Raw genomic sequence first — 25,112 nt, forward strand, 5'->3', positions numbered from 1 at the left:
CCAGCCCGTCCGGCGTTTGAGGACACCGCGCGAAGCGCGGTCCGGGGTCCGGGGCGGAGCCCCGGTCGCCGCAGGCGGAAACGGACCCGCACCCGAAAAGGCCCGCACCGTACGCTGGGCCGAGCCCAGAGATCATGCCGCAGCGACGAGGAGAACCGCCCCCATGACAGCCCTCGACCTGGCCTTCTTCCGCCGGTTCCTCGACCGCGCCACGCGCGTGATCGTCGCGGAGGCCCCGTATCTGACCGACCTCGACGCCGCCATCGGCGACGCCGACCACGGCGCGAACCTCAAGCGCGGCTTCACCTCCGCCACGGACGCCCTCGCCGCCGAACCGCCCGCGACTCCGGGCGCCCTGCTCACCGCCGTCGGCGTGCACCTCACCAATACCGTCGGCGGCGCGTCCGGCCCGCTCTACGGAACGGTCCTGCGCCGGATGGGCAAGATCCTCGGCGACGAGCCCGTCGTCGAGCCGGAGGCTCTGGGGCGGGCGCTGGCCGCGGCCGTGGCGAGCGTGCGGCGGCTCGGTGACGCGGCGCCCGGTGACAAGACGATGGTCGACGCGTTGCAGCCGGCCGCGGACGCGTACGCCGAGGCCCTGGCGCGCGGCGGGGTGACGGCGGCGCTGGACGCGGCGGCGCGGGCGGCCCGCGCGGGTGCGGAGGCGACCATTCCGATGCGGGCGCGGCGCGGCCGGGCCAGCTATCTGGGCGACCGCAGCATCGGCCACCAGGACCCGGGCGCCACGTCGTCGGCGCTGCTTGTGACGGCGCTGTACGAGGCCACCGACCCGGAGCTGTGCGCGGCACCCGTCGAGGCCACGGAGGTCTCCGCGCCGGAGCCCGAGCGCGCCCCTGGCCGGGTCGGCATGGTGCTGGTCTCGCACAGCCGTGACGTGGCCGCCGCCACCGCCGCGCTCGCGCGGGCGCTGACCGGCACGGGCTCCCCCGCGCCGGTCGCGGCGGCGGGCGGCCTGCCGGACGGCTCCGTCGGCACCAGCGCGGAGCTGGTCCGCGCGGCGGTCGCGAAGGCCGACGAGGGCGCGGGCGTGGTGGTGCTGTGCGACATGGGCAGCGCGGTGCTGACGGTCAAGGCGCTGCTGGCGGACGGCTCGCTGGGCACCGCCGACACGCGCATCGCGGACGCCCCCTTCGTGGAGGGCGCGGTCACCGCCCTGGTGACGGCGTCGGCCGGTGGCGACCTGGCCGCGGTGCTCGCGGCGACGGACGACGCGCGGACCTACCGCAAACTCTGAGGCAACCCGAAGTCAAGATCGCACCGGGTGGCCGAGGCGCGGCGGCCATGGAAGGCTGGAACTGGCGAAATACCCTATGCAGCCCATTTCCGGCGTGGAGGTCCCGCCACGGTGTCGTCGCGCAGCATGCCTTTCGCGCTCGTCCTCGTCTATCTCATGGTCATCGTGGCCGTCGATCTGATGACCCCGTCCGAACTGCGACTGGATGTCTTCGCGGCGCTCGCGCCGATGACGGCGGCCGCGCTGTGCACCTACCGGCAGACGGTCTTCGTCGGCCTCCTCGACTTCTGTGTGATGGTGGCGCACCACGGGGTGCTGACGAGCGACGTGGCGGTCAACCGCGTCGGGTCCTTCGTGGGCAACGCCCTGATGGTGGGCGCGAGCATCGCGGTGGCCCGGCTGCGGCGCGACGGGGACGACCTGCTGGAGCGGGTGCGGGCCACCGGGGAGGCCGCGCAGCGGGCGCTGTTGCGGCCCCTGCCGCTGCGTACGCACAGCGTGGTCGTGGACGGCTTCTATGTGTCCTCGCAGCGGGAGGCGCTGATCGGCGGGGACCTCTACGAGGTCGTCGACACCCCGTACGGGACGCGGGTGCTGATCGGTGACGTGCGGGGCAAGGGCCTGGGCACGCTGGGCGCGGGGGCCGCGGTGCTGACGGCGTTCCGGGAGGCGGCGTACCACCGGCGCGACCTGGAGAGCGGGGTGGAGGCGATGGAGCAGGGGCTCTACCGCTACCACCGGTCGGCGGCGTACGAGGCGGCGGACGGCGGGCGGCCGGGGGCGGGCGTGGAGGACGTGGTGCTGCGCGCGTCGGAGGAGTTCGTGACGGCGCTGGTGTTCGGGACCGAGGAGAGCCCCGGGCAGGAGGGCCGGGAGGAAGGGGAGGGCGACGGCGCGGTGCCCGTGGTCTTCGTCGACTGCGGTCACCTGGCGCCGTTCTTGATCGGGCCGGAGGGCCGGGTGCGGGAGCTGGAGGCGCCGGACCCCGGGCTGCCGTTGGGGCTGGGCGATCTGTCCACGGCGACGCGCACCGCCCAGCGGGTCGAGCTGCCCGCGGGCAGCCGGGTGCTGGCCTGCACCGACGGGGTGACGGAGGCGCGCGCCCCGGACGGCGGCTTCTACCCGCTGGCCGAACGGCTGGACGCGTGGGCCACGCTGCCGACGCCCGAGCTGCTGGGGCGGCTGCGCGCGGACCTCGACGCCCACACGGGCGGGCGGCTGCAGGACGACGTGGCGGTGTTGGTGATGGAGCGCGCGGCCCCGGGGTCGGTCAGCGACTGAACAGCTCGAAGGCCACGCCCGGCCGCCCGCCGAACCGCTCCGCGACGGCCTTCATGTTGCCCTCCAGGAAGCCGCGGCTGTACGCCTCCGGGTCGTCCTTCGTCAGCGCCTCGATATAGGTGCGGTGACAGAGCAGGGACGCGACGGCCCGCTCGAACCCGGCGCTCGCGTCGACGGCGTGGGTGGGCTGCGGGGAGCCCGCGACGGCGACGTAGCGGACGCCGTCCCAGGGCAGCAGGCCCTCGTCGGCGAGCTCGGGGAAGATCCAGCGGTTGCCCGCGTCGCCGACGGCGTCGAGGACGGCCCGGCCGACGGCCCGGTGGTCGGGGGTGTTCCAGTAGACGCCGCCCCAGGTGTCGTGGTGGTTGAGGGTCAGGACGAGTTCGGGGCGGTGGCGGCGGATGGCGGCGGCGAAGTCGCGGCGCAGCCGGGGCCCGTACTCGATGACGCCGTCGCGGTGGCCGAGGAACTCCACGACCCCGACGCCCACGGCGGCCGCTGAGGCGCGCTGTTCGGCCTCCCGCAGCGGTCCGGCCTCGGCGGGCGCGAGCGTGTCGATGCCCGCCTCACCGGCACTGGCCAGCACATAGACGCACTCGCGGCCACCGTCGAGCCAGCTCGCGACGGCCGCGGAGGCGCCGTACTCCAGGTCGTCGGGATGGGCGACGACGGCCAGCGCGCGCCGCCAGTCGGTGGGCATCTCCTTGAGCCGGTCCGCCACAGCGGTCTCCTTCGCTCTTCGGCACGGTGTCCGGGCAGCGTACGTCGTGATTCTTCGCTACGCGCGGGAACCGGGCGGGCCGACGGTCCGACTACCTGATCCGGGCCCGCACGGGCGGGTCCGCGCGGATGTCGAGTTCTGGAGTGTTTGTGATGCGCCCTCGTGCGTGGTGCGGTGTGCTGGCCGCTGTGGCCCTGTCGGCGACGGCTTGCGGCGGTGGCGGCGGAGCGGCGAAGTCCGATGACGCGGGGGCGGCGCCCTCGGGGTCCTCGGCGCGCGCGGGCTTCCCGGTGACCGTCTCCGACTGCATGGGGGCGAAGACGACGTTCGAGTCGGCGCCGAAGAAGATCGTCACCAGCAACGCCGCGAGCCTGGAGCTGCTGATGTGGCTGGGCGCGGGCGACAAGCTGGCCGGCACGGGCTTCCCCCCGGGCAAGGGCGCGCTGCCGGGGCAGTTCGCCGACCGGGCGGCGCAGGTGCCGGTGCTGGGCAAGATGGGCATCCCCAAGGAGAAGCTGCTGAGCTCGGGCGCCGATCTGTACGTCGACGCGTTCTCCTCCATGAAGAACATGGGCAAGATGGGCGACGCCCCGACGGCCAAGGAGTTCGAGACCGCGGGCATCAAGCACGTCTTCCTGAAGTCGACGGCGTGCGCGGCGATGAGCAAGTCCCCGCGCACGGACCTCTCCGGTGTGGAGGCCGACATCCAAGAGCTGGGCAGGATCACCGGCACCTCGCAGCGCGCCGGTGAACTGGTCGACGGGATGCGCAAGAAGACGGACGCCGTCCGCGACGCGCTCAAGGGCGTGCCCGAGGCGAAGCGGCCGACGTATTTCTTCTTCGACTTCGACGCCGGCACCAAGCAGCCGATGGCGGTGTGCAACCGGCAGGTCGCCAACGCGGTGATCACCCAGGCCGGCGGCCGGAACGTCTTCGCCGACTGCGACGGCGACTTCAAGCCGGTGGGCTGGGAGGACGTCGTCGCCAAGAACCCGGACTGGATCCAGCTCGGCGTCCGCAACCGCGGCAGTGACGAGGCGAACAAGAAGGCGTTCGACGAGGCCGCCGACTTCCTGCGCTCCTTCCCCGCGACCAAGGACCTCACCGCGGTCAAGGAGGGCCACTTCGTGCGCATCGGCTCGGAGCGGACCACGATCGGCGGGGTGCGCAGCGCCGACACCGTGCAGGAGATCGCGCACACCCTCCACCCGGACCTGGTGAAGTAGATGGCGGCGCCCACCGCGGCCGCGGAAGCCGGGGCGGAGGCGGAGCGTGAGCCGGGCGCGCGGGCCGGGTGGGTCGGCGCGCTGCTGGGCGTGGCCCTGGTGGCCGCGCTGATCGCGTCCGTGTGCCTGGGCTCGTCCGACGTGCCGCTCGGCGAGGTGTGGTCCTCGGTGGCGCGCGGCATCAGCGGCGAGGAGCCGGTGCCGGGCACCCGGGACCTGATCGTGTGGCAGCTGCGGGTGCCGCGCGCGCTGCTGGCGGCCGTGGTGGGCGCGGGCCTGGGGCTGGTCGGCACGGCCGTCCAGGCGCTGGTCCGCAACCCGCTCGCGGACCCCTATCTGCTGGGCATCTCCAGCGGGGCGTCGCTGGGCGCGGTCGCGGCGATCGTGCTGGGCGCGGGTGCGGGCGGGGTGCTCGGACTCGGGCTGTCCTCGGCGGCGTTCGTCGGGGCCCTGGCGTCCTTCACGCTGGTGTGGGCGATGGCGCGGCGCGGCGGCGGGTTCTCGCCGCTGCGCCTGGTGCTCTCGGGGGTGGGCATCGGGCAGTTCCTGTCGGGGTTCACCCACTATCTGGTGTTGCAGGCCGGGGACGACCAGCAGACGCACGGGGTGCTGTTCTGGCTGATGGGCTCGCTCGGCGGGGCCCAGTGGTCCACGCTGGCGCTGCCCGTGGTGGCGGTGCTGCTGGGCCTGGTGGTGCTGCTGGCCAGGGCCCGGGCGCTCGACGCGATGCTGATGGGCGACGAGACGGCGGCCGGGCTGGGCGTGGACGTGGTCCGGCTGCGGCGTGAGCTGTTCGTGGTCACGAGCGTGCTCACCGGTGTGCTGGTGTCGGTGTCCGGGGCGATCGGCTTCGTGGGGCTGATGGTGCCGCACGTCTGCCGGATGGTGGTGGGCGGCGCCCACCGCCGGCTGCTGCCGGTGGCCGGGCTGTTCGGCGCCGTGCTCCTGGTGGTGGTCGACCTCGTGGCGCGTACGGCCCTGCCGGACCAGGAGCTGCCGGTGGGCGTGGTCACCGCGCTCATCGGCGCGCCGACGCTGCTGTATCTGCTGGACCGACGGCTGGAGAGGGGGTAGCGGCATGCGTGTCGCCATCGAGGGACTCGAAGTGGCCCTGTCCGGGCGGACGGTGGTCTCCAGGGTGGACCTGCTCGCCGAGGACGGCGAGATCGCCGGGCTGATCGGCCCGAACGGCAGCGGCAAGTCGACCCTGCTGCGGACCGTCTACCGCTATCTGCGGCCGCACGCCGGGCAGGTGCTGCTCGGCGGTACGGACATCCGGTCGCTGACCTCTGCGGAGTCCGCCCGGCTGGTGGCCGCCCTGCCGCAGGAGCGCGGCAGCGACTTCGAACTGTCGGTCCGCGCGGTCGTGGCGATGGGCCGCACCCCGTACAAGCGGGCGTTCGCGGGCGAGGACCGCGCCGACGCGGACCTGGTCGCGGCGGCCCTGGAGCAGGTGGGCATGGCCGGTGCGGGCGGCCGCCGCTTCTCGGCCCTGTCCGGGGGCGAGCGCCAGCGGGTGCTGCTGGCACGGGCGCTCGCGCAGGACCCGAAGGTGCTCGTCCTCGACGAGCCGACCAACCACCTCGACGTGCAGCACCAGGTGGAACTGCTGGCCCTGCTGCGCGCGCAGCGCCGTACGACGCTGCTGTCCCTGCACGATCTCAATGCGGCGGCGTCTTTGTGCGACCGGTTGCATGTGCTGCACGAGGGGATGCTGGTGGCGTCGGGGGCACCGCGCGAGGTCCTGACACCGGAGTTGCTGGCGGAGGTGTTCGGCGTACGGGCTGCGGTGGTCGACCACCCGCTGACGGGCGACCCGCTGATCGCCTTCGACCACCGGTCCATGTGACGAGCGGCTGCGCCGCATGTCCTCAAACGCCGGACGGGCTGGATATTCCAGCCCGTCCGGCGTTTGAGGACACCCCACCCCGCCCGATCAGGCCGCCACTTCGAAGTGACTCGGCCGACCGTCCCGCAACACCAGCCGCCCCAACCGCTCCGCATCCGCCCGATGCATCAGCCGAGCCTCCCCGCCCACCCCCCGAAGCACCGCCGTATGCCACGGCGTGGCCCACGCGTCCGCGGAGTCGAGCAGCCGGATGCCGAACTTCTCCGCGCCCGCGGGCCGCGGGTGGATGGACAGCCGCACCGCCCGCGGATGGCAGTCGGCGACGAGGTCGCCCCACGCCCGGCTCCGCGCGATGACCCCGTACGCCCGCCGCTTGCACTCGCGCTGGAGCGCGGAGTTGGTGCCGGCGAAGTCCGGCGTGTCCTCGAAGAGGAAGCGGGTGATGCCGCGGTAGAGGCGGACGGTCTCCTCGTCGCCGGCCCGGATCTGCGCGCGCAGCTCGTCGGGCGAGGGGGCGTAGGCGGTGGTGACCAGCTCGCGCTTGGTGTCGTGGTCCAGGTCCCCGTGCACGTCGCGGAGGTCGAAGGTGTCGAGGTGGCGCAGCCGCTCCCGGCCGATCAGGGCGCGCAGTTCGTCGCTGTAGGCGTCGATGTGGGGGTCGGGGACCTTGATGAGGTCGCCGAAGATGTGGCCGTCGGAGCAGATGACGATGCGGGCCCCGGGCGCGTATATCTCACCGATGCGGGCGCACAGCCGGTCGAGGAAGCGCAGTGAGAGCCGCTCGCCCTCGTCGGGGAGGTGGCCGAGGACCTTGGCCGGGTTCGGGGACTTGCAGGGGAAGCCGGGGAGGGTGAAGACGATCGGTTCGCCCGCATCCGTGAACTGCCGTATCTGTCCGAGCTGTTCCGGGTGGTCATCGGGTTCCGACGGGGCCGCCCGCGTGGTGCGGTGGTGCGGCAGGAGGAGGCTCAGCACGCGGGCCTCAATGGAAGTCTGCGTCAGGGTCGCTGCGTAGGACATGCGTCGGTCATCCACGATAGGGGCAGGCGGGCCGGTCGAAGGCGACGGGCAGTTCGCCCACGCCCCGGCCGAGGACGGCGGGGATCCAGGGGAGCTCCTCGTCGGGGACGGCGAGGCGCAGGCCCGGCAGGCGGGCGGTCAAGGTGCCGAGGGCTACCTGGAGTTCGATGCGGGCCAGGGTCGCGCCGGGGCAGAAGTGGCTGCCGTGTCCGAAGGCCATGTGCGAGCCCTGTGCCCGGTCGAGGTCGAGGGTGTCGGGGTCGGGGAAGCGCTCGGGGTCGCGGTTGGCGGCGCAGAGGGAGACGATGACGGAGTCACCGGCCGGTACGCGCGTGCCGTGCAGGTCGGCGTCCTCGGCGAGGAAGCGCCAGGTCGTCAGCTCGAAGGCGCTGTCGAGGCGCAGGAGTTCCTCCACGGCGGCGGGCAGCAGCGCGGGCTCGGCGCGCAGCCGTTCCAGTGCCTCGGGCTGCCGCAGCAGTGCCACGACGGCGGTGGTGATCTGGTTGGTGACGGGCTCCTGGCCGGCCACCAGCAGCTGGAAGATCATGGAGTCCAGCTCCTCCTGGGTCAGCTCGCCCGCGTCGCGGGCGGTGACCAGGCGGGAGAGCAGCCCGTCGCCGGGTGCGGCGCGCCGGTCGGCGACCACCTCGGCGATGTAGCCCTGGAGTTCGTGCAGCCGTGTCTCGTAGGCGGGGCGGCCCGGGTCGGTGGGGCCGACGGGGGCGACGACCTTGCCCCAGTCGCGCCGGAAGCGGTCGGCGAGGTGCGGCGGCAGGCCGATGACCTCGGCGAGCACCTGGAAGGGGAACCGCGCGGCGAAGCAGCGGACGAGGTCCACCGACCCCGCGTCGGCGGGCATCGCGTCGACGAGCGCGTCGGCCATCTCCTGGAAGCGGGGGCGCAGCTCCTCGACGCGGCGCGGTGCGAAGGCGTCGGTGATCAGGCGGCGCATCGCGGTGTGTTTGGGCGCGTCCTGGTGGAGGAGGTGCACCTGGAGCTGGGAGTGCTGCGGCTCGGGCATGATCGAGGCGTTTTCGCGCCAGCGGTCGTTGCCGAGCGCGTGGTTCTTGCCGAGCCGGGGATCGGCGAGGGTCCGCTGGGCGGCGGCGTGGCCGGTGACCAGCCAGGCGGTGACCCCGCTGGGGAAGCTCACCCGGTGGATGGGCCCGGCCGCGCGCATGCGCTCGTACAGCGGGTACGGGTCCCGCTTGTATCCGGGGCCGTAGAGGCGAATCGGGTCGGGCAGCGACACGGTGGAGGTCTCCTCGCGAAGTCGTGGACCCCAAGGAAGTCGGACGGGCCGCGCGGTGAGTTCCCGTCCGTTCGAAGGCGGCCGGCGGACCGTGGCGGGCGATTCCTGGGTAGTCGGCCGGGAAGGCCCGCTGGTTCCCGTTCGCGAAAGGGACAATCCTCACGCGCCGTGAGCCCGTCGCGGGCGGCCGAACGCGGCGCGCGGCGTGCCACGATGCGGCGATGACCGCTCGTCGACTTCTCAGTCCGTACGGATCCCTGACCGGCTTCGTCCTGCTGCTGGCCGCCCTCTTCGGTGTCGCGTACGCCGTCGGATCGGCCGCCGGACCCGCGGCCCCCGGCATACACCGCACCGGCGGTGGCTCCGGCGGCGGCTCGGGTTCCGGCGGCGGTGGCGGCATGGGCGGGATGGACGGCATGCACAACATGGGTGCCCCTGTGGGCCCGGTGGTGGTCCGATGAGCGCCGCGGACACCACGAGCGCCGCGACCGCCGAGGCCGCCACGGAGATCGTCGTCGGCGGGATGACCTGCGCGGCGTGCGTGGCGCGGGTGGAGAAGAAGCTCGGGCGGCTCGACGGCGTGAGTGCCACCGTCAATCTGGCCACCGGCCGGGCCCGGGTCAGCCACCCCGCCGCGGTGACCGCGGCGGAGCTGATGGCCGTGGTGGAGGGCGCGGGCTTCACGGCGTCGCTGCCGGAGCCCGAGCTCCCCGAGAAGCCCGCCGCCGACGGCGCGGCCGCGGCTTCCGCGATGACCCGGCTGGTCGTCACGGCCCTGCTGTCCGTGCCCGTCCTGGTGCTGTCCATGGCCCCTGGGCTGCAGTTCCGCAACTGGCAGTGGCTGTGCTTCGCGCTGGCGACCCCGGTCGCCGTGTGGGGCGCGTGGCCGTTCCACGAGAAGGCGCTGCGCGGCCTGCGGCACGCCACCGCGACCATGGACACCCTCGTCTCGCTCGGCGTGCTGGCCTCCTATTCCTGGTCGGCGTACGCGCTGTTCCTCGGCGGCGCGGGCGATCCGGACATGCGGATGCCGTTCACGCTGGTGCCGTCCATGGGCGGTGGCACGGCGGACGTCTATCTCGAAGCGGTCGTCGGCGTACCGCTGTTCGTGCTGGTCGGCCGACTGCTGGAGGCGCGGGCCCGGCACGGCACGGGGTCGGCGCTGCGGGCGCTGGCCTCGCTCGCGGCGAAGGACGTCGTCGTGCGCGCCGCCGACGGCTCCGAGCTCCGGGTGCCGATCGAGGAGCTGCGGGTCGGCGACCACTTCGTCGTACGCCCCGGTGAGCGCGTGGCCACCGACGGCGTGGTCGTCGCGGGCAGCTCCGCGCTGGACCTGTCGCTGGTGACGGGCGAGAGCGCCCCGGTCGAGGCCGGTCCGGGCACGGCCGTGGTCGGCGGCGCCGTCAACTCCGGCGGCCTGCTGGAGGTGCGGGCCGGGGCGGTCGGCGCGGACACCCAACTGGCCCGGATCTCCCGCCTGGTGGAGGACGCGCAGGCGGGCAAGGCCCGGGTGCAGCGCGTCGCCGACGCGGTGGCGGGTGTCTTCGTCCCGGCGGTGCTGGCCGTCGCCGTCACCGTGCTCGGCTTCTGGCTGGGCGCGGGCGCGCCGCCGCAGTCGGCGGTCACGGCCGCCGTCGCGGTGCTCGTGGTGGCCTGCCCGTGTGCGCTCGGCCTGGCCACTCCGACGGCCCTGCTGGCCGCCACGGGCCGGGGCGCGGGTCTCGGCATCCTGGTGGCGGGGCCGCAGGCGCTGGAGGGGCTGCGCCGGGTGGACACCGTCGTGCTCGACAAGACGGGCACGCTGACGACCGGTTCGATGACGGTGACCGGGGTGACGGCCCGTGCGGACGGGCTCGGCGCGGACGAGGCGCTGCGGCTGGCCGCGGCGGTCGAGCGGGGCTCGGAGCACCCGGTGGGCCGGGCGGTGTGCGCGTACGTGACGGACGCCGCTCCCCTGCCGGACGTCACGGAGTTCACCGCGACGCCGGGCCGGGGCGTCTCGGGGCGGGTCGGGGGCCGGCTCGTGGAGGTCGTGCGCCCGGAGGACGGTGCCCCGCCGCGGAAGGGGCAGAAGCCGCGCAAGGGCGGGCTGCCGGAGTCGCTGGCCACGGCCGTGCGCGCGGCGGAGCGGGACGGCCGGACCGTGGTGCTGGTGCGGGTGGACGGCACGCCCGAGGCGGTCGTCGCCCTCGGCGACTCCGTGCGCTCCGGTTCGTACCGCGCGGTCGACCACCTCAAGCGGCTCGGCCTGCGGCCGGTGCTGGCCACGGGGGACAGCGAGGGCGCCGCGCGGGCGGTCGCCGAGGAGCTCGGCATCACCGAGGTCCACGCGCGCGCCACGCCCGAGGACAAGGCCGAGCTCGTCCGCGAACTGCGCGCCCAGGGGCGCCGGGTCGCGGTCATCGGTGACGGCGTCAACGACACCGCGGCGCTGGCCGGCGCGGACCTGGGCATCGCGATGGGCAGCGGTACGGACGCGGCGATCGGCGCGGCGGACGTGACGCTGGTCCGCGAGGACATGGGCGTGCTGGCGGACGCGGTCCGCCTGGCCCGCCGCACCTCCGCGACGGTCCGCGCGAACCTCGCCTGGGCGTTCGGCTACAACCTGGTCACCGTCCCGCTCGCCGCGGTCGGCCTGCTGAGCCCGATGTTCGCGGCGGCGGCGATGTCGGTCAGCTCGGTGCTGGTGGTGGCGAACAGCCTCCGCCTGCGCGGCTGGCAGCCGGTGCCCGCGCGGGCGGCGGGCCGGAACCGTACGCACTCCCCCGTCCCGCGACACCACCGGGCCCCGGCCCGTCCGGCGACCGGGAACAACACCGTCGAGACACGAGGTGACGCGTGAAGACGCAGCTTCCCGGCCGGGCCGCCAGGCCGGTCGTTGCCACAGCCCGTGCGGCTCTCGTGCCCGTGCTCGCCTGCGCGGTGGCGCTCGGCGGGCTGTGCGCGTGGACCGCCTCCGGCGCCGCGGGCCGACCCGCGGCCATCGAGGTCGAGGACCCCCGCGTCCTGCTCCCCTTCGGCACGGACGACACCGCCGCGTTCTTCCGGCTCCGCAACGACGGCGACGTCGACGACGAACTCGTCGGGGTCGAGGCCCCGACCGCGGGCCGCGCGATGCTCAGCCGCACCGTGGTCGAGAACGGGGCGGGCTCCATGCGGATGGTCCCGTCCGCGCCCGTCCCCGCGGGCGGCACCCTGGAGATGTCGCCGCACGGCCTGGACGTCATGGTGTCGTCCCCGCCCCGGCTGCGCCTCGGCGACCGGCTCCCCCTCACCCTCCACTTCCGCGAGAGCGGCCCGGTGAAGGTCGAGGCCGTCGTGGTCCGCCCGGGAAGCCGACCGTAGGGCCATAAAGAAAGGGCCCTGTTCCTCCCGCACCCTCGGGCGCGGGAGGAACAGGGCCCGTCGTGTTGTCCGGCTATGCCGCGACCGGTACCCGTACGGCTTCCCGCTCGGCCGTCTCCAGCTGGCAGATCAGCGCTTCACGGGCGCGCGCCACGCGGGAGCGCACCGTGCCGACCGGGCAGCCCGCGACGACCGCGGCCTCGGCGTACGGCAGACCCAGCAGCTGGGTCAGGACGAACGCCTCGCGCCGCTCGTAGGGCAGGCGGTCGAGGAGCTGCGAGAGGGCGACGCCCTCGTCGAAGCCGGGCAGCTCCGCGCACTGGGTCCGCTCGGCGGCCGACTGCCAGTCGTCCGTGTCCGACAGCCGGGGCCGGGCCGCGTTGAAGCGGAGCCGGTCCACGACCGTGCGGCGGGCGATGGTCAGCAGCCAGGTGCGCGCCGAGGAGCGCCCCTCGAAGCGCGGCAGCGAGCGCAGGGCCCGCAGATACGTCTCCTGGACGAGGTCGTCCGCGCCCTGCGGGTCGTTGCTGAGCCGCGCGACGTACCGCCGTACGTCGCTCTGGGTGGCGCGGATGAAGCGCTCCACGGCGTCGGCGTCGCCGCCGCGGGCCGCGAGCGCCCAGGTGGTCACCGCCTGGTCGTCACGCACGGCGGCCCCCCGCGCGGGGGGTGGTGCGCGGGGCTCCGGCGGCGCCGGGGACGATGGCGGGGTGCACTGCGTCGACTTCCGTACCGCCATGTCCGCCCGCGTCGACGGCGAGGAGCTGCCACCGGAGGTCTCCGGCCCGGCGCTCGACGCGCATCTGCGGGAGTGTGCCGGGTGCCGGCACTGGGGTGAGCGGGCCCGCCTGCTGAAGCTTCTCTCGGCGGGCCTCGGGAACGGGACCGGAATCTGACGCGCTACGGACGGCCGTGCGGCGTGCGCCGGCGGCAGGGGGGACGTGCTGTCGCGGCACGCCCCATGTACGGGCAGGGGTCATCGCCCTGGGTCCTTCCTGGAATCCGGGCGCCCGTGAGTGCGGGACCGCCCGGTGACGTGGTTCGGCGCGAGGTGTCGCCGTCAGCCGAAGGCGACGGCGACGCGGGCCGGTGGACCACGTGTGGCCAGGACATGGGCGTAGAGCAGCTGCCGCAGCCGCTGCGCGGCGCGCGTCCGGTCGGCGCGGATGCGCGGCGGGACGAAGGGCGTGGGCGCGTCCCGGAAGAGGACGAGCAGCGGGGCGAAGAGCCGGGTGCGCAGGGTGCGGGCGAGCCGGAAGGCGGCCTGTTCGCCGCCGGAGAGCCAGATCCCGCAGACGACCGCGACCAGGACGTGCGCGGACCACATGCCGAGGGCGCCGTGACCGGCGTGCATGGCCATGGAGTGACCGGACATGGCATCCATGCCGCCACCCATGCCGGTCATGTCATGGCCCATGGGCACACCACCCATGCCGGCCATGCCGCCCATGTCGCTCATGGATCCGGCCATGTCGTGCCCCATGGGCATGCCGGGGTCCGTCCCCGGCATGCCCGTCGGCAGACCGGCGCGTGCGGCCGCGGCCGCACGGGCCGCGTTGACCACGACGTTCTGGGAGAGGGCGAAGAAGAAGTGCAGTCCGGTCTGCGCCCCGACGGTGGCGAGCGTGATCAGCAGCGGTCCGCGTTCGCGCCCCGCCATGAACCAGGCGCCGCTGCCCGTCGTGCACAGCGCGACGGCGACGGCCCACCACGGGACGGTCGTCCCGGACATGACCGCGTGTCCCAGGGCAGCGAGCAGCACACAGACCGCTGCGAACACCGCGGCTCGCAGCGCTCGCGGTCCCTGGTGCGCCTGCCCTGCTCTCATGACGTGCACATCGTTGCACCCGCACCGCGCGGCCCGACGGCGGGGGGCGCCTTGACGCCCGCACGACCCCCCGCTCGGGTGCATGGGTCCGCCCCGCACCGTCCGCCCGGCGGTGCGAGGCGGTGGGCCGTCGACTCGGGGGAAGGGCCGACGGCCCGGGTCCCGTCGCTCCAGTGGGACTCGCGACTTCGAGTCAACCGTGCGGCGGCGGCGCCGGGAACCGTGTGCGGGGGCCGGGCACGGGTGCGCCGCGCACACCCCGTGTGAATCGTCAGCCTCCGCTCGGCTGCCGCCCCGCGGGCGAGGCGTCCTTGCCCCCGCCGCCCCGGCCGGGCAGCCAGGCGGCGCTGGAGGAGTCCCCGAAGCGGCTGCCTATCGCCCCCTTGATCACGGAGAGCGCGGCGGGCAGGGCGGCGATGGCGGCCGCCTTGAGCGCGGAGACGCTGGTGAGATCGAAGCCGTCGGCGATGAGGAGACCGAGGAAGGTGGTGACGTAGGCGGCGAGGGTGCGCTCGAGGATGTCGATGAGGACTTTTTTGGACAGGGCAGTCATGGCCTTCTCGTGTCTCTTCCGTTCGCGTCGGATGGCTCGGGAAGCAGCGTGGTGGGTGGGCGGCCCGTACCGCAAGGCCTGACGGTCCGTGAGGCGCCGACGGGGGTGTATGTACGGAACGTCCCCCGGGACGGGCCTCGGAACGCGGCCTGCGGAGCCCTGTCCGGGCGCCGCCCCCTGTGGGATGCTGCCCACTTTGCGGGGGCGCCAAGGGCTTGGGAGGGTCCGCATGGTCAACCCATGGCTGGCACTGGTGTCCGGCGACGACCCCGTGGAGCGGTGCCGCACGGTCCGCGGCGCCCACGCGGCCTTCGTGGCCGGGGGCCCGGCCGGTCCCCACGTACGCGCCGTGGTCGCCGACTCCTGGCGGCGCTCGGCGACGGCCCTGCCCGCGCCCGAGTTCCTCGCGCCGGTCGAGCTGGCCGGCGCCGAGCTGGAGGACCACCGCCGGACGCACCCGCTGGCCGCCGCGCTCCCCCTCTTCCGCGAGCTGCTCGGCTCCGTCGCCGCCGACGGCGCGCACCTGTTCTCGGTCTGCGACGCGGCGGGCCGGCTGCTGTGGGTGGAGGGCCACGCGGGCGTACGGCGCGGGGCGGAGCGCATGAACTTCGTCCCCGGCGCCCGCTGGGACGAGAGCCACGCGGGCACCAACGCGCCCGGCACCGCCCTGGCCCTGGACCACGCCGTCCAGATCTTCGCCACCGAGCACTACAACCGCCTGGTCCAGCCGTGGAGCTGCGCCGCCGCCCCCGTCCACGACCCGCGCACCGGGCGGCTGCTGGGCGCGGTGGACATCACCGGCGGCGACCAGCTGGCGACGCCCCAGAGCCTGGCGCTGGTCCAGGCGACGGCGCGCGCGGCCGAGGCGCAGCTGGCCGCGCCGGAGCCCGCGCCCGGCTGCGTTCTGTCGGTGCTCGGCCGGGACGAGGCGCTGCTGGTCGTGGACGGGCGGCGGTTACGCCTGGGCCGGCGGCACAGCGAGATCCTCGCCCTGCTGGCCGGCCACCCCGACGGGCTGACGGGCGAGCAGCTCGCGACGGCGCTGTACGGCGACCGCCCGGTGCCGTCCGTGACCCTGCGCGCCGAGCTGTCCCGGCTGCGGCGGCTGGTCGGCCCGCTGCTCGCGTCGCGCCCGTACCGGCTGCGCGGAGGCGTCGAGACGGACTTCGGCCGCCTGGAACAGGAACTGGCCGCGGGCGGTCTGCGGGCCGCCCTCCGCGCCTACGACGGTCCCCTGCTCCCGATGTCGGAGGCGCCCGGCGTGTGCCGGATGCGACGCCTCCTGGAGACGCGGCTGCGCAGAGCGGTGCTGAGCGGCGGCGACAGCGCGGCGCTCCAGCTGTGGGCCGACACCCCGTGGGGCGAGGAGGACCTGGAGGTGTGGGAGCGGCTGCTGGCCGCGCTGCCGATGAGCGCGCCGCAGCGGCGGTCGGTGGCGGCCGAGGCGCGGAGGCTGCGCGAGGCGTACGCGCCGACTGGCGGGGCGGCGGGCGCGGGGGCTGGTGTGACGGCTGGTGTGGCGTCGTACGGGGCGCGGGGCGGGGCGGCTCGCCGGGCGCCGCGCGGGGCAACGTTCGCGCAACCTGCGCGGGACTAGCTTCCTCCCGGCCGCACGGCACCCCGCCGTACCGCCCCAGCCGCACCTCCGCACTCCCGACGGAAGGCCGTCCCCATGACCCGCTACGCCGACCCCGGCTCCCCCGACGCGATCGTCTCCTACCGCCCGCGGTACGACCACTGGATAGGCGGCGAGTACGTACCGCCCAAGCAGGGCCTGTACTTCGAGAACCCCACCCCCGTGAACGGCCGGCCCTTCACCGAGATCGCCCGCGGCACCGCCGAAGACGTCGAGCGCGCGCTGGACGCCGCCCACGCCGCCGCCCCGGCCTGGGGCCGCACCTCGCCGGCCGACCGCGCGCTGGTACTCCACCGCATCGCCGACCGCATGGAGCAGCACCTGGAGGAGCTCGCGGTCGCCGAGTCCTGGGAGAACGGCAAGCCCGTCCGCGAGACCCTGGCCGCCGACATCCCGCTCGCCATCGACCACTTCCGCTATTTCGCGGGCGCGATCCGGGCGCAGGAGGGCGGTCTCTCCGAGATCGACGACGACACCGTCGCCTACCACTTCCACGAGCCCCTCGGCGTGGTCGCCCAGATCATCCCCTGGAACTTCCCCATCCTCATGGCCACGTGGAAGCTCGCCCCGGCGCTGGCGGCGGGCAACACGGTCGTCCTCAAACCGGCCGAGCAGACCCCCGCGTCGATCCATGTCTGGCTGGACCTCGTCGCCGACCTGCTGCCGCCCGGCGTCGTCAACATCGTCAACGGCTTCGGTGTGGAGGCCGGCAAGCCACTGGCGTCCAGCCCGCGCGTCGCGAAGATCGCCTTCACCGGCGAGACGACGACGGGCCGCCTGATCATGCAGTACGCCTCCGAGAACCTGAAGCCGGTGACCCTCGAACTCGGCGGCAAGAGCCCGAATATCTTCTTCGACGACGTCTCCGCGGCCGACGACGACTTCCTCGACAAGGCGCTCGAAGGCTTCACGATGTTCGCCCTCAACCAGGGCGAGGTCTGCACCTGTCCCTCCCGCGCCCTGATCCAGCGGGGCCATTACGCCGCCTTCATGGAGGCGGCCGTCGCCCGCACCGAACGCATCGTGGCGGGCCACCCGCTGGACACCACCACCATGATCGGCGCCCAGGCGTCCAACGACCAGCTGGAGAAGATCCTCTCCTACCTCGACATCGGCCGCCAGGAGGGCGCCCGCATCCTCACCGGCGGCACCCGCGCCGAACTCGGCGGCGAACTCGAAGGCGGCTACTACGTCCGCCCCACCATCTTCGAGGGCGACAACCGCATGCGCGTCTTCCAGGAGGAGATCTTCGGCCCGGTCGTGGCGGTGACGTCCTTCACCGACTTCGACGACGCGATGACGCTCGCCAACGACACCCTCTACGGCCTCGGCGCGGGCGTCTGGACCCGCAACGGCACCACGGCCTACCGCGCGGGCCGCACGATCCAGGCGGGCCGCGTCTGGACCAACTGCTACCACGCCTACCCGGCCCACGCCGCCTTCGGCGGCTACAAGCAGTCGGGAATCGGCAGGGAGACGCACAGGATGATGCTGGATCACTATCAGCAGACGAAGAACTTGTTGGTGAGCTACTCGCCGAAGAAGCTGGGCTTCTTCTAGGGGCTTCCGGCAGCCTTCCCGCCGACCGGTCCCGACGATCCGCGTCCGGACCGGTCTTTCCGGGGACACGTCTTTCCATGGACGCGCAAATTTCACCAAAGGGCGGATATGACAGAGCGGCGCTTCTCTGAATTGGCGTCAACAGCCCCTGCTCCACTAGGATTTGCGCACGTACCGGCAGAAAGAAAGGGCGTCGTCCATGGGCACCAAATTCATTGAGGTAGACGAATCCCACAAGGGTCAGCCCGGCGTGGAAGAAGGGGTAAAGACGATCGAGGTCGGCGGTCAGACGATCACGACGTCGATTTTCGTGCAGCGGATCGACTTCGACGACCTCGCCCCCGAGGTGACCGATAATCTCATCACGGTCAAGTTCGCCGTGACGGTGGCCGAGGAGATGGAGGACCTCACGGGGGAGGTGGACGAGGACGGTTCCCCGGTGACGGAGATCAAGGAGATCCAGGTGCCCAAGTGGCTCGAGGTCGACCTGGGGCCCGAATCCCTGAAGCAGTACGAGGAAGTGATGGTGCCCTTCCTCGCCGCCGCCCGCGAGACCGAGGCACCGACCGTGCCCGCGCCCCGCAAGCGCCGGAAGAAGTGATCTCGCGCCCCTCTCCTGTCGCCGGGAGAGGGGCTCCGTTGTCCGCGGCCACGCGTGTGTCGTGCCGCGTCAGCCGCTCTCACGCAAGCGCGCAGCCCTCAAGTCTGCGCAGCGCGTCAGAGGACGGCGACCCCTCGGCCGCGGTGTAGGCGACGATCTTCTCCTCGGGGGAGTCCGTGAGTTGGAGCAGCTCCCAGGCGAGGTGGAGGGTGGTTCCGAGCGCGGGGCAGGCCAGCCTGGACGGGGTCTGGGTACCGGCGAAGGCGAATTGCTCGGTCCACAGGCGCCGGAAGTCGGGGCTGTCGGCCATCAGTTGACGCAGGTACGCCGAGAGCTCGGCATCGTGCGGGCGTCTGGCGTTTTCCGTGCGCAGGTAGGCCACGATTTCACGTGTCAGGCCGTCCCAGTTGAGAAACAGCGAGCGGGCGCCCGGATGTGTGAAGACCAGCCGGCCGAGGGACCGGTCGCGCGGGGGAATCCGGGCGAAGTCGAAGAAGACGAGTGTGGCGAGCCGATTCCACGCCAGGATGGCACCGTTGCGGCCGACGAGGTAGGCGGGGGTGCCGTGCAGGGAATCGAGGATGCGCTGCACGCTGTCGCGTACGCCCTGCCCGGCGGCCTGCGACCGCTTGCGGCCGGCGGCGTCGCGGCGTGCGAGGGCGCGCAGGTAGCTCCGCTCGCCGGGGGTGAGGCGCAGGGCGTCCGCGACCGCGTCGAGTACGGCGTCGGATATCAGGGAAACGTGGCCCCGTTCGAGGCGGATGTACTGGTCGACACTGACGGAGGCGAGCGCGGCCACCTCGTCCCGGCGGAGGCCGGGGACCCGGCGGGGACCGTGGACAGGCAGTCCCACGTCTTCGGGCCTCAGTCGCGAACGGCAAAAGAGCAGGAAGTCACGTAGCGCGATCTTGGAGTCCACCCGGGAATTCTGGCATTCGGCCGAGGCGGGTCAAAACCACTATGCAAGCGACGGTGGGCTCGGCGGAACAGGGCAGGGTCTGCACTCCCTCCGGATCTTCCCCCGGCTGATTCTTGACTGGCCGTACCGCATGGCAGTGATCTCGTCAGGCCACAGGGAGCAATCGTGAAGAAGAACATCGGCACAGCCCTCGCGGCCGGCGCGCTGACGGCCGCGGCACTGGCCGGCAGCGCCGTCCAGGCCCAGGCGGCTCCGGCCGGGGACTCAACTGCCATTGCGGCCTGCTCGTTCCAGGACACCGAGGCCACGATGCAGGATCTGCCGACGCCCATCAACCACCACCTGTTGACGCTCACCAACACCGGCGACAGTCGCTGCATCGCCTACGGCGCTCCGTGGACGACGTTCGGCGCCCGTCAGGACCCGGCCGGGGTCGTCGAGGACTCCCAGCCGCAGTCCACTGTCGTCCTCGACCCCGGGCAGTCCGCGTACGCCGGGATTCTGCTGTCCTCCGCCGAAGGCTCCGGCGGGCACCGCGCCGCGAACATCCGGGTGGCGCTGTCGGACAGGGACGGCGGGGAGCAGCGGGGCGGCCACGTCCTGTCTGCCCTGCCCGACACCTGGGTCGACAACACGGTCCGGGTGACCTACTGGCAGTCCGGTGTCGCCGACGCCGTCCGCTACTGACAAGCGCGCCGAAGCCCTGCCTCTGCCTCTGCCCCCGCCTCTCCGATCAACAGGCTGAAACGATGCACACCGACAAGCCCGACTGGTTCACCACGCCCATCACCGCGGACATCCTGCGCGGCGCCCTCGAGCTGGAACACACCGCGCGGGGGCTGCTGCCGCACCGGCTGCCCGCCCGGGCCCGCGCCCAGTGCGCCGACGGGCAGCTCGCCATGGCGGAATCCCAACCCTCCGGCGTACGGCTGGTCTTCCGGACCCGGGCCACCGCCGTCGAGCTGGACACTCTGCCCACCAAGCGCGTCTACGTCGGCGCGCCGCCCCGCCCGGACGGCGTGTACGAGCTGCTCGTCGACGGCCACCCGGTCGGCCGGGCCGGCGTGACCGGCGGCAATACCCTGACCGTCGACATGGCCACCGGGACCGCCGAGCACCGGCCCGGCCCGGTCGGCACCCTCCGCTTCACCGGCCTGCCCGACGGCGTCAAGAACGTCGAGATCTGGCTTCCGCACAACGAGACCACCGAACTCGTCGCCCTGCGCACCGACGCCCCCGTCGAGCCCGCGCCGGACCGGGGCCGCAAGGTGTGGCTGCACCACGGCAGTTCGATCAGCCAGGGCTCCGACGCCGCGAGCCCCACCACCACCTGGCCCGCGCTCGCCGCCTCCCTCGGCGGCGTGGAACTGATCAACCTGGGCCTGGGCGGCAGCGCCCTGCTCGACCCGTTCACCGCCCGCGCCCTGCGGGACACCCCCGCCGACCTGATCAGCATCAAGATCGGCATCAACCTGGTCAACGCCGATCTGATGCGCCTGCGCGCCTTCACCCCCGCCGTCCACGGCTTCCTCGACACCGTCCGTGAAGGCCACCCCGCCACACCGCTGCTGGTCGTCTCGCCCATCCTGTGCCCCATCCACGAGGACACACCCGGCCCCAGCGCCGTGGACCTCGGCGCTCTCGGCACCGGACAACTGCGGTTCCGGGCCACGGGCGATCCGGCGGAGCGCGCGAGCGGGAAGCTGACCCTGGGTGTCATCCGGGACGAGCTGGCCCGGATCGTGGAGCAGCGGGCGGCCGAGGACCCGTATCTGCACTACCTCGACGGCCGTGACCTCTACGGCCACGCCGACGCCACGGAGCTGCCGCTGCCCGACCGGCTCCACCCCGACGCCGCCACCCACCGGCTCATCGGCGAGCGCTTCGCCGAGCGTGCCTTCACCGCCGACGGCCCCTTCACGGACCGCACGGCCTGATCCGAGCGGGCCGGGGAAGGGCCCCTCCGGGTTTGTGACGGGAAACGTTATGGACCTTCTGATCCGATCACGCCATTCTTCGGGGGCAACGCGGTCGTCAGGAGGTCCGTCCGGCTCGCGGCGGGTCCGGCGCGGCAGGGCGGATCGCCCTGCCGACGGCATCGGATCGTACGCGAGAGTCAGGACACGGGATGAAGATGCAATGGCGCAGGACGAAGCTGCCGTTCGTCGTCGGCACGGTGTGTGCGGCGGTGCTGGCGCTGGCGGCCCCGGCGCAGGCCGGGACGGCCGACGGCGATCACGCCGGGACGCTGGCGGCGCTGAAGGCGTTCCAGTCGGCCGGGGGTCCGGGGGCGGGCATCCACGCCGGTGACAGAGCGGGTTCCTGGACGCTCTCCACCGGCACGGGCACCATCAACACGAATACGCCTCTTCGGTCGACCGACCACTACCGCATAGGCAGCCAGACCAAGAGCTTCACCGCGGCCGTGGTGCTCCAGCTCGTCGACGAGGGCAAGGTGGCGCTCGACGCGCCGATCGAGCGCTATCTGCCCGGTGTCGTCGACGGCAACGGCTACGACGGCAACACCATCACCGTGCGGCAGCTCCTCCAGCACACCAGCGGAGTCGCCACGTACGAGCCGCTGTTCACCTCTGCGCCCGCCAACCCGGACGGCTCGTACCCGATCGAGGCACTGGTGCGGGAAGCGCTGAAGAAGGCTCCGGTCTCCGCGCCCGGCGGCCCCTTCACGTACTCCAACGCCAACTATCTGATCCTCGGCATGCTCGTCGAGAAGACGACCGGAATGCCGGTGTACAAGGCCGTCACAAGCCGGATCATCGCGCCGCTCGGCCTGACCGGGACCACCTTCCCGCGTCCGGGCGACCGCTCCCTGCCGGCCCCGGCCGTGCGCGGATACCACGGCGTACGGGTCGGCCCGTTGTTCTTCTGGACCGACGTGATCAGCTATGACCCGTCCGTCTTCAACAGCGCCGGAGCGGTCATCTCGACCCAGGAGGACCTCACTTCCTTCTACCAGGCGCTGGCAGCAGGCAAGGTCGTCTCGCAGGCGACCCTGGGCGAGATGGAGAAGACCGTCCCCGTCGGCGGCCCCCTCGCCTACGGCCTCGGTCTCATCCGGTACGACCTGTCCTGCGGCGGCGTGGCCTGGGGGCACGACGGCGCGATTCCGGGCTACTACACGGAGACGCTGGTGACCGCGGACGGACGCCACGCGGCCGTGGTGACCAACGCCCATCTCACGACCAACCCGCCCACCGCGCAGATGTACAAACTGCTGGACAGCGCGCTCTGTGAGAACCGGTCCTAGCCGACCCCTCCTCAGTCCCCGCGCAGGGACGCGAGGTAGTCGCGCAGGATCCGGGCGGTGCGCCCGGCACTCCAGAGTTCGAGCACCTGGGGGTCCTCCGACGGCCGGGCGGCGGCGATGTGCTCGCGGGCGGGCCGGTGGAGCTGGTGCTTGGAGAAGGCGTAGACGTCCGGCGGAGCGGCGCAGAGCCCGTCCGCCCGGCGCAGCGCAGCGGTGAACAGGGCATCGGGCTCGACGATCTCGTGCACCAGGCCGATGGACGCGGCCTGGTGCGGCGAGAGCCGGCCGGCCCCGAGCACCATCGCGTCCAGCACCGGGCCGACGGCGTGGCGCATGATCTCCAGGGGCACCGTGGGGAACGGCACGCCCGCGGCGAGCTCGGCGAGCCCGATGGTGCCGTGCGACATGAGCCGGATGTCGCACGCGGCCGCCAGCACGCATCCGCCGGCCAGGGCGTGCCCGTTCACCGCTGCGACGACCGGCTTCGGATGCCCGAACAGGCCGAGCATCGCGAGGCTCAGCGCCGGGAGGAACTTCTCGACGTACGGCGGGCCGCCGTCGACGATCCGCTTCAGATCCACACCCGCCGAGAAGGACCGCCCGCTGCCGGTCAGCACGACGGCGCGGGCGTCGGCGACGGCGGCCAAGGTGTCGGGAACGGCGGTGAGCAGCTCCAGATCCAGTGCGTTCACCGGTCCGTGGTTCAGGGTCAGGACGGCGATGCCGTCGTGGTCGGCCGTCTCGATCATCCGGCAGTCCTTCAGTCGTCGTAGCCGTCGAGGTCGGTGAGCAGGATCTTCGACACCGTGTACGTGCCCTGCCCGGCCGCCACGAGTTTGCCGCTGTCGGAGTAGATGTCACTGCGCGCGACGTACACGGTCCTCCCCGCGGAGACCACCTCGCCGATGGCGTGAATTCCCTCTTTCCGCACCGGTCGGATCAGGTTGATGTGGTAGTCGACCGTGAGGACGCTGTAGGTCTCCTCCATCGAGTTGGCCGCCATGAACCCGGCGGTGTCCCCGACCTCGAAGAGCACGGCGGCGTGCAGGAAGTCCGAGTTCTGCGTGAGATCGCCGTGGAACGGAATGGCCACGCGGGCGACTCCGGCCTTCTCGATCGTGATCGTCTTGTTCAGGAATCGGGAGATCTTGCAGTTCATGCAACAGCGGGTGAGCTTCTCGAAATGCGTCGACGAAGAACCCATGGCGGTGCTCCTTGTGAAGGCGATGGCATGACTACGCGCGCGACACGACCAGGCCGGCGTTGATCCCGCCGAAGCCGGACGCGTTGACCAGGCAGCGGCGCACCTCGGTCGCGTGGGCTTCGCGGGCGATGTCCATGTCGGCGAACGCGGGATCGGGGTTTTCGAGCTTCAGGGTAGGGGGCACGGTCTGGTGGCGCAGCGCCATGAGCGCGCCGACGAGGTTCATCGGGCCGCTCGCGGCGAACGTATGCCCCGTATGCCCCTTGATCGAGGTGACGATCGGCTTCCGGCGGGCCTCCGCCGTCACGGACCGCAGTGCCTCGAGCTCGGCGGCATCGCCCTGGACCATGCCGGAGGCGTGCGCGAAGACGCAGTCGATCGCGTCCGGGGAGACCGCGGCGTCGGCGAGGGCGCCGGTCATGCAACGCGCGACGTGGCGGGGCGAGATGGCGGTGATGCCGTCGCAACCACCGTTCGTGGCGAAGCCGGTCAGTTCGCCATGGACCACGGCGCCGCGCGCTTCGGCGTGGGCGCGGTCCTCCAGCACGAAGACGGCGGCCGCCTCGCCGACGACCATGCCGTCCCGCTCGCGGTCGAACGGGCGGGGTGTGCTCGCCGGATCGTCGCGCCGGCTGAGGGCCTTCATCGCCTCGAAGCCGGAGTAGGTGATCGGGGTGGTCACCGCCTCGACCCCGCCGGCGAGTGCCCATGTGCGGGCGCCGGACCGGATCGCGCGCATCGCCTGGCCCAGTGCCTGGGCGCCGCTCGCGCAGGCGCCGGCGATCGTCATCTGCTCCTCCTCGATCCCGTGGCGCAGCGCGATCGCGCTCGCCGCCATGTTCGGGATGAGGGAGGGGATCAGAAAGGGGCTGGTCTTCCGCACGCCCTGCTGCTCCTGCTTGAGCACGCCGGCCTCGATGCTGGGCAGGCCGCCCATCGCCACGCCGAGGAAGACGGCCCCACCTGGCGGACAACTCGGCCGCGCCTCCTCGGCGTTGCGGTCGCCGTCCGCCGCCGGAGGGAAGGCGCTGTCCTCCAGTGCCCGGTCCGCGGCGAACAGCGCGTAGCGCACGAAGGCGCTCATGCGCTTGATCTCGAACTGGAACGGGCCCGGCGGGAACGTCACGACGGCGTCGTCGATCTGGCCCGCACACCGGCTGCGGAAACGGCCGGGGTCGAAGCGCGTCAGCGGGACGATCCCCGAGCGCCCGCCGAGGAGGCCCTGCCACAGGTCGTCGACCGTCGGGCCGAGCGGGCAGACCACCCCGATCCCGGTCACCACTACGCTGCGTCGCGGCACTGTCGGGACCGCGTCACGCCAGCTGCTGGGGAGTGTCCTGCAGATCCCGTATGTAGGTCACGAGATCCTGCATCGTCCCGAACTTGTCCATGACGGACCCGTCGAATTCCAACCCGAAACAGTCCTCCATATAGAGGAGAAGCTCCACCATCTTGAGCGAGCTCATCCCCTCGATGGACGTGGCGAGATGCGAATCCGGAGCGAGATGGGAGACATCGGCTTCCACGAACTCGCCGATGTGCCCGACGATCTTCTCGAACAGCTCCTGATCCCTCTTCTCGTCCTGCATCGCAT

Annotated in this window: 26 protein-coding genes and 1 pseudogene; 16 read left to right on the forward strand and 11 right to left on the reverse strand. The window is 72.9% G+C overall.

Annotation, left to right across the window (positions count from 1 at the left end):
* Positions 1-163: 163 nt before the first annotated feature.
* The 3 genes and pseudogenes from dhaL to ABD269_RS30410 all read left to right on the forward strand — a co-directional run.
* Positions 164-784 (forward strand): annotated as a pseudogene (gene dhaL, locus ABD269_RS30400) (dihydroxyacetone kinase subunit DhaL); the annotation flags it as partial.
* 84 nt (positions 785-868) lie between these two features.
* Positions 869-1,255: a PTS-dependent dihydroxyacetone kinase phosphotransferase subunit DhaM gene (locus ABD269_RS30405; RefSeq protein WP_344123252.1), complete on the forward strand. Its 387-nt coding sequence runs from the start codon at positions 869-871 to the stop codon at positions 1,253-1,255.
* Between the two features lie 126 nt (positions 1,256-1,381).
* On the forward strand, positions 1,382-2,536 hold the full coding sequence (locus ABD269_RS30410) for a PP2C family protein-serine/threonine phosphatase (RefSeq protein ID WP_344123132.1): 1,155 nt from the start codon (positions 1,382-1,384) through the stop codon (positions 2,534-2,536).
* Here the strand turns inward: ABD269_RS30410 and ABD269_RS30415 are convergent.
* Positions 2,526-3,236: a PIG-L deacetylase family protein gene (locus ABD269_RS30415; RefSeq protein WP_344123254.1), complete on the reverse strand. Its 711-nt coding sequence runs from the start codon at positions 3,234-3,236 to the stop codon at positions 2,526-2,528. The two genes, ABD269_RS30410 and ABD269_RS30415, sit on opposite strands and share 11 nt — an antisense overlap.
* Positions 3,237-3,409: 173 nt before the next feature.
* Between ABD269_RS30415 and ABD269_RS30420 the strand changes: the two genes are divergently transcribed.
* Genes ABD269_RS30420 through ABD269_RS30430 form a run of 3 tightly spaced genes read left to right on the forward strand, consistent with a single transcriptional unit; the run spans position 3,410 to position 6,332 of the window.
* Positions 3,410-4,483: an ABC transporter substrate-binding protein gene (locus tag ABD269_RS30420; RefSeq protein ID WP_301889205.1), complete on the forward strand. Its 1,074-nt coding sequence runs from the start codon at positions 3,410-3,412 to the stop codon at positions 4,481-4,483.
* Positions 4,484-5,557 carry a FecCD family ABC transporter permease gene (locus ABD269_RS30425; RefSeq protein ID WP_344123134.1) on the forward strand — a complete coding sequence of 358 codons (1,074 nt, stop codon included), beginning with the start codon at positions 4,484-4,486 and terminating at the stop codon, positions 5,555-5,557.
* A 4-nt stretch (positions 5,558-5,561) separates the two neighbouring features.
* Positions 5,562-6,332 carry an ABC transporter ATP-binding protein gene (locus tag ABD269_RS30430; RefSeq protein ID WP_344123136.1) on the forward strand — a complete coding sequence of 257 codons (771 nt, stop codon included), beginning with the start codon at positions 5,562-5,564 and terminating at the stop codon, positions 6,330-6,332.
* Between the two features lie 87 nt (positions 6,333-6,419).
* On the opposite strand, the gene ABD269_RS30435 is transcribed toward ABD269_RS30430, so the two are convergent.
* Positions 6,420-7,352 (reverse strand): L-tyrosine/L-tryptophan isonitrile synthase family protein, encoded by a 933-nt coding sequence (locus ABD269_RS30435; RefSeq protein ID WP_344123138.1) that lies wholly within the window; start codon positions 7,350-7,352, stop codon positions 6,420-6,422.
* A 7-nt stretch (positions 7,353-7,359) separates the two neighbouring features.
* On the reverse strand, positions 7,360-8,604 hold the full coding sequence (locus tag ABD269_RS30440; protein WP_344123140.1) for a cytochrome P450 family protein: 1,245 nt from the start codon (positions 8,602-8,604) through the stop codon (positions 7,360-7,362).
* Positions 8,605-8,825: 221 nt separating this feature from the next.
* Here ABD269_RS30440 and ABD269_RS30445 point away from each other — a divergent pair, with 221 nt between their 5' ends.
* From ABD269_RS30445 to ABD269_RS30455, 3 genes are read left to right on the forward strand one after another with little or no spacing between them, the layout of a single operon-like run.
* A complete protein-coding gene (locus tag ABD269_RS30445) occupies positions 8,826-9,065 on the forward strand; it encodes a hypothetical protein (protein WP_301889200.1) in 240 nt (79 codons plus the stop codon).
* Positions 9,062-11,446, forward strand: coding sequence for a heavy metal translocating P-type ATPase (locus tag ABD269_RS30450; RefSeq protein WP_344123143.1), 2,385 nt, complete (start codon positions 9,062-9,064; stop codon positions 11,444-11,446). Before ABD269_RS30445 ends, ABD269_RS30450 begins: the two co-directional genes overlap by 4 nt.
* Positions 11,443-11,949, forward strand: coding sequence for a copper chaperone PCu(A)C (locus ABD269_RS30455; RefSeq protein ID WP_344123145.1), 507 nt, complete (start codon positions 11,443-11,445; stop codon positions 11,947-11,949). The genes ABD269_RS30450 and ABD269_RS30455 overlap by 4 nt, the downstream gene beginning before the upstream one ends.
* 73 nt (positions 11,950-12,022) lie before the next feature.
* Here the strand turns inward: ABD269_RS30455 and ABD269_RS30460 are convergent, their stop codons facing one another.
* Positions 12,023-12,598 (reverse strand): sigma-70 family RNA polymerase sigma factor, encoded by a 576-nt coding sequence (locus ABD269_RS30460; protein ID WP_301889196.1) that lies wholly within the window; start codon positions 12,596-12,598, stop codon positions 12,023-12,025.
* A gap of 61 nt (positions 12,599-12,659) precedes the next feature.
* Here ABD269_RS30460 and ABD269_RS30465 point away from each other — a divergent pair, with 61 nt between their 5' ends.
* Positions 12,660-12,845, forward strand: coding sequence for a zf-HC2 domain-containing protein (locus ABD269_RS30465; protein ID WP_344123146.1), 186 nt, complete (start codon positions 12,660-12,662; stop codon positions 12,843-12,845).
* 164 nt (positions 12,846-13,009) lie between these two features.
* Here ABD269_RS30465 and ABD269_RS30470 read toward each other — a convergent pair whose 3' ends face one another.
* Complete coding sequence (locus tag ABD269_RS30470) at positions 13,010-13,777, reverse strand: hypothetical protein (RefSeq protein ID WP_344123148.1); 768 nt, start codon at positions 13,775-13,777, stop codon at positions 13,010-13,012.
* 271 nt (positions 13,778-14,048) lie between these two features.
* Positions 14,049-14,330 (reverse strand): holin, encoded by a 282-nt coding sequence (locus ABD269_RS30475; RefSeq protein WP_301889192.1) that lies wholly within the window; start codon positions 14,328-14,330, stop codon positions 14,049-14,051.
* Between the two features lie 229 nt (positions 14,331-14,559).
* On the opposite strand from ABD269_RS30475, the gene ABD269_RS30480 reads away from it, so the two are divergent.
* From ABD269_RS30480 to ABD269_RS30490, 3 genes are all read left to right on the forward strand, one after another.
* A complete protein-coding gene (locus tag ABD269_RS30480) occupies positions 14,560-15,927 on the forward strand; it encodes a helix-turn-helix domain-containing protein (protein WP_344123151.1) in 1,368 nt (455 codons plus the stop codon).
* Positions 15,928-16,002: 75 nt separating this feature from the next.
* Positions 16,003-17,526: an aldehyde dehydrogenase gene (gene adh / locus ABD269_RS30485; RefSeq protein ID WP_344123153.1), complete on the forward strand. Its 1,524-nt coding sequence runs from the start codon at positions 16,003-16,005 to the stop codon at positions 17,524-17,526.
* A gap of 250 nt (positions 17,527-17,776) precedes the next feature.
* The gene (locus tag ABD269_RS30490; protein ID WP_301889189.1) at positions 17,777-18,127 is read left to right on the forward strand and encodes a hypothetical protein; all 351 of its coding nucleotides are present in this window, start codon (positions 17,777-17,779) and stop codon (positions 18,125-18,127) included.
* A 79-nt stretch (positions 18,128-18,206) separates the two neighbouring features.
* Here the strand turns inward: ABD269_RS30490 and ABD269_RS30495 are convergent, their stop codons facing one another.
* Entirely contained in the window at positions 18,207-18,980 is a 774-nt protein-coding gene (locus ABD269_RS30495; protein WP_344123156.1) for a helix-turn-helix domain-containing protein, read from the reverse strand.
* A gap of 231 nt (positions 18,981-19,211) precedes the next feature.
* Between ABD269_RS30495 and ABD269_RS30500 the strand changes: the two genes are divergently transcribed.
* From ABD269_RS30500 to ABD269_RS30510, 3 genes are all read left to right on the forward strand, one after another.
* Positions 19,212-19,733 carry a DUF4232 domain-containing protein gene (locus ABD269_RS30500; protein WP_344123158.1) on the forward strand — a complete coding sequence of 174 codons (522 nt, stop codon included), beginning with the start codon at positions 19,212-19,214 and terminating at the stop codon, positions 19,731-19,733.
* Positions 19,734-19,795: 62 nt separating this feature from the next.
* Positions 19,796-20,983 (forward strand): GDSL-type esterase/lipase family protein, encoded by a 1,188-nt coding sequence (locus tag ABD269_RS30505; RefSeq protein ID WP_344123160.1) that lies wholly within the window; start codon positions 19,796-19,798, stop codon positions 20,981-20,983.
* 191 nt (positions 20,984-21,174) lie between these two features.
* Positions 21,175-22,314 carry a serine hydrolase domain-containing protein gene (locus tag ABD269_RS30510; RefSeq protein ID WP_344123162.1) on the forward strand — a complete coding sequence of 380 codons (1,140 nt, stop codon included), beginning with the start codon at positions 21,175-21,177 and terminating at the stop codon, positions 22,312-22,314.
* A gap of 11 nt (positions 22,315-22,325) precedes the next feature.
* On the opposite strand, the gene ABD269_RS30515 is transcribed toward ABD269_RS30510, so the two are convergent.
* From ABD269_RS30515 to ABD269_RS30530, 4 genes are read right to left on the reverse strand one after another with little or no spacing between them, the layout of a single operon-like run.
* Positions 22,326-23,063 (reverse strand): enoyl-CoA hydratase/isomerase family protein, encoded by a 738-nt coding sequence (locus ABD269_RS30515; protein WP_344123164.1) that lies wholly within the window; start codon positions 23,061-23,063, stop codon positions 22,326-22,328.
* An 11-nt stretch (positions 23,064-23,074) separates the two neighbouring features.
* Positions 23,075-23,518 (reverse strand): PaaI family thioesterase, encoded by a 444-nt coding sequence (locus ABD269_RS30520; protein WP_344123166.1) that lies wholly within the window; start codon positions 23,516-23,518, stop codon positions 23,075-23,077.
* A gap of 31 nt (positions 23,519-23,549) precedes the next feature.
* Complete coding sequence (locus ABD269_RS30525; RefSeq protein WP_344123168.1) at positions 23,550-24,797, reverse strand: beta-ketoacyl-[acyl-carrier-protein] synthase family protein; 1,248 nt, start codon at positions 24,795-24,797, stop codon at positions 23,550-23,552.
* A 34-nt stretch (positions 24,798-24,831) separates the two neighbouring features.
* Complete coding sequence (locus tag ABD269_RS30530) at positions 24,832-25,107, reverse strand: acyl carrier protein (RefSeq protein WP_301889178.1); 276 nt, start codon at positions 25,105-25,107, stop codon at positions 24,832-24,834.
* Between the last annotated feature and the right edge of the window lie 5 nt (positions 25,108-25,112).

The sequence above is a fragment of the Streptomyces blastmyceticus genome, from assembly GCF_039521185.1.
Lineage (GTDB): Bacteria > Actinomycetota > Actinomycetes > Streptomycetales > Streptomycetaceae > Streptomyces > Streptomyces blastmyceticus.

What these genes read in the sequence shown, in the direction of transcription:
- ABD269_RS30405 (WP_344123252.1), top strand. Translation starts at nt 869, where the DNA reads ATGGTGCTGGTCTCGCACAGCCGTGACGTGGCCGCCGCCACCGCCGCG.
- ABD269_RS30410 (WP_344123132.1), top strand. Translation starts at nt 1,382, where the DNA reads ATGCCTTTCGCGCTCGTCCTCGTCTATCTCATGGTCATCGTGGCCGTC.
- ABD269_RS30415 (WP_344123254.1), bottom strand. Translation starts at nt 3,236, where the DNA reads ATGCCCACCGACTGGCGGCGCGCGCTGGCCGTCGTCGCCCATCCCGAC.
- ABD269_RS30420 (WP_301889205.1), top strand. Translation starts at nt 3,410, where the DNA reads ATGCGCCCTCGTGCGTGGTGCGGTGTGCTGGCCGCTGTGGCCCTGTCG.
- ABD269_RS30425 (WP_344123134.1), top strand. Translation starts at nt 4,484, where the DNA reads ATGGCGGCGCCCACCGCGGCCGCGGAAGCCGGGGCGGAGGCGGAGCGT.
- ABD269_RS30430 (WP_344123136.1), top strand. Translation starts at nt 5,562, where the DNA reads ATGCGTGTCGCCATCGAGGGACTCGAAGTGGCCCTGTCCGGGCGGACG.
- ABD269_RS30435 (WP_344123138.1), bottom strand. Translation starts at nt 7,352, where the DNA reads ATGTCCTACGCAGCGACCCTGACGCAGACTTCCATTGAGGCCCGCGTG.
- ABD269_RS30445 (WP_301889200.1), top strand. Translation starts at nt 8,826, where the DNA reads ATGACCGCTCGTCGACTTCTCAGTCCGTACGGATCCCTGACCGGCTTC.
- ABD269_RS30450 (WP_344123143.1), top strand. Translation starts at nt 9,062, where the DNA reads ATGAGCGCCGCGGACACCACGAGCGCCGCGACCGCCGAGGCCGCCACG.
- ABD269_RS30470 (WP_344123148.1), bottom strand. Translation starts at nt 13,777, where the DNA reads ATGAGAGCAGGGCAGGCGCACCAGGGACCGCGAGCGCTGCGAGCCGCG.
- ABD269_RS30475 (WP_301889192.1), bottom strand. Translation starts at nt 14,330, where the DNA reads ATGACTGCCCTGTCCAAAAAAGTCCTCATCGACATCCTCGAGCGCACC.
- ABD269_RS30480 (WP_344123151.1), top strand. Translation starts at nt 14,560, where the DNA reads ATGGTCAACCCATGGCTGGCACTGGTGTCCGGCGACGACCCCGTGGAG.
- adh (WP_344123153.1), top strand. Translation starts at nt 16,003, where the DNA reads ATGACCCGCTACGCCGACCCCGGCTCCCCCGACGCGATCGTCTCCTAC.
- ABD269_RS30505 (WP_344123160.1), top strand. Translation starts at nt 19,796, where the DNA reads ATGCACACCGACAAGCCCGACTGGTTCACCACGCCCATCACCGCGGAC.
- ABD269_RS30510 (WP_344123162.1), top strand. Translation starts at nt 21,175, where the DNA reads ATGAAGATGCAATGGCGCAGGACGAAGCTGCCGTTCGTCGTCGGCACG.
- ABD269_RS30515 (WP_344123164.1), bottom strand. Translation starts at nt 23,063, where the DNA reads ATGATCGAGACGGCCGACCACGACGGCATCGCCGTCCTGACCCTGAAC.
- ABD269_RS30520 (WP_344123166.1), bottom strand. Translation starts at nt 23,518, where the DNA reads ATGGGTTCTTCGTCGACGCATTTCGAGAAGCTCACCCGCTGTTGCATG.
- ABD269_RS30530 (WP_301889178.1), bottom strand. Translation starts at nt 25,107, where the DNA reads ATGCAGGACGAGAAGAGGGATCAGGAGCTGTTCGAGAAGATCGTCGGG.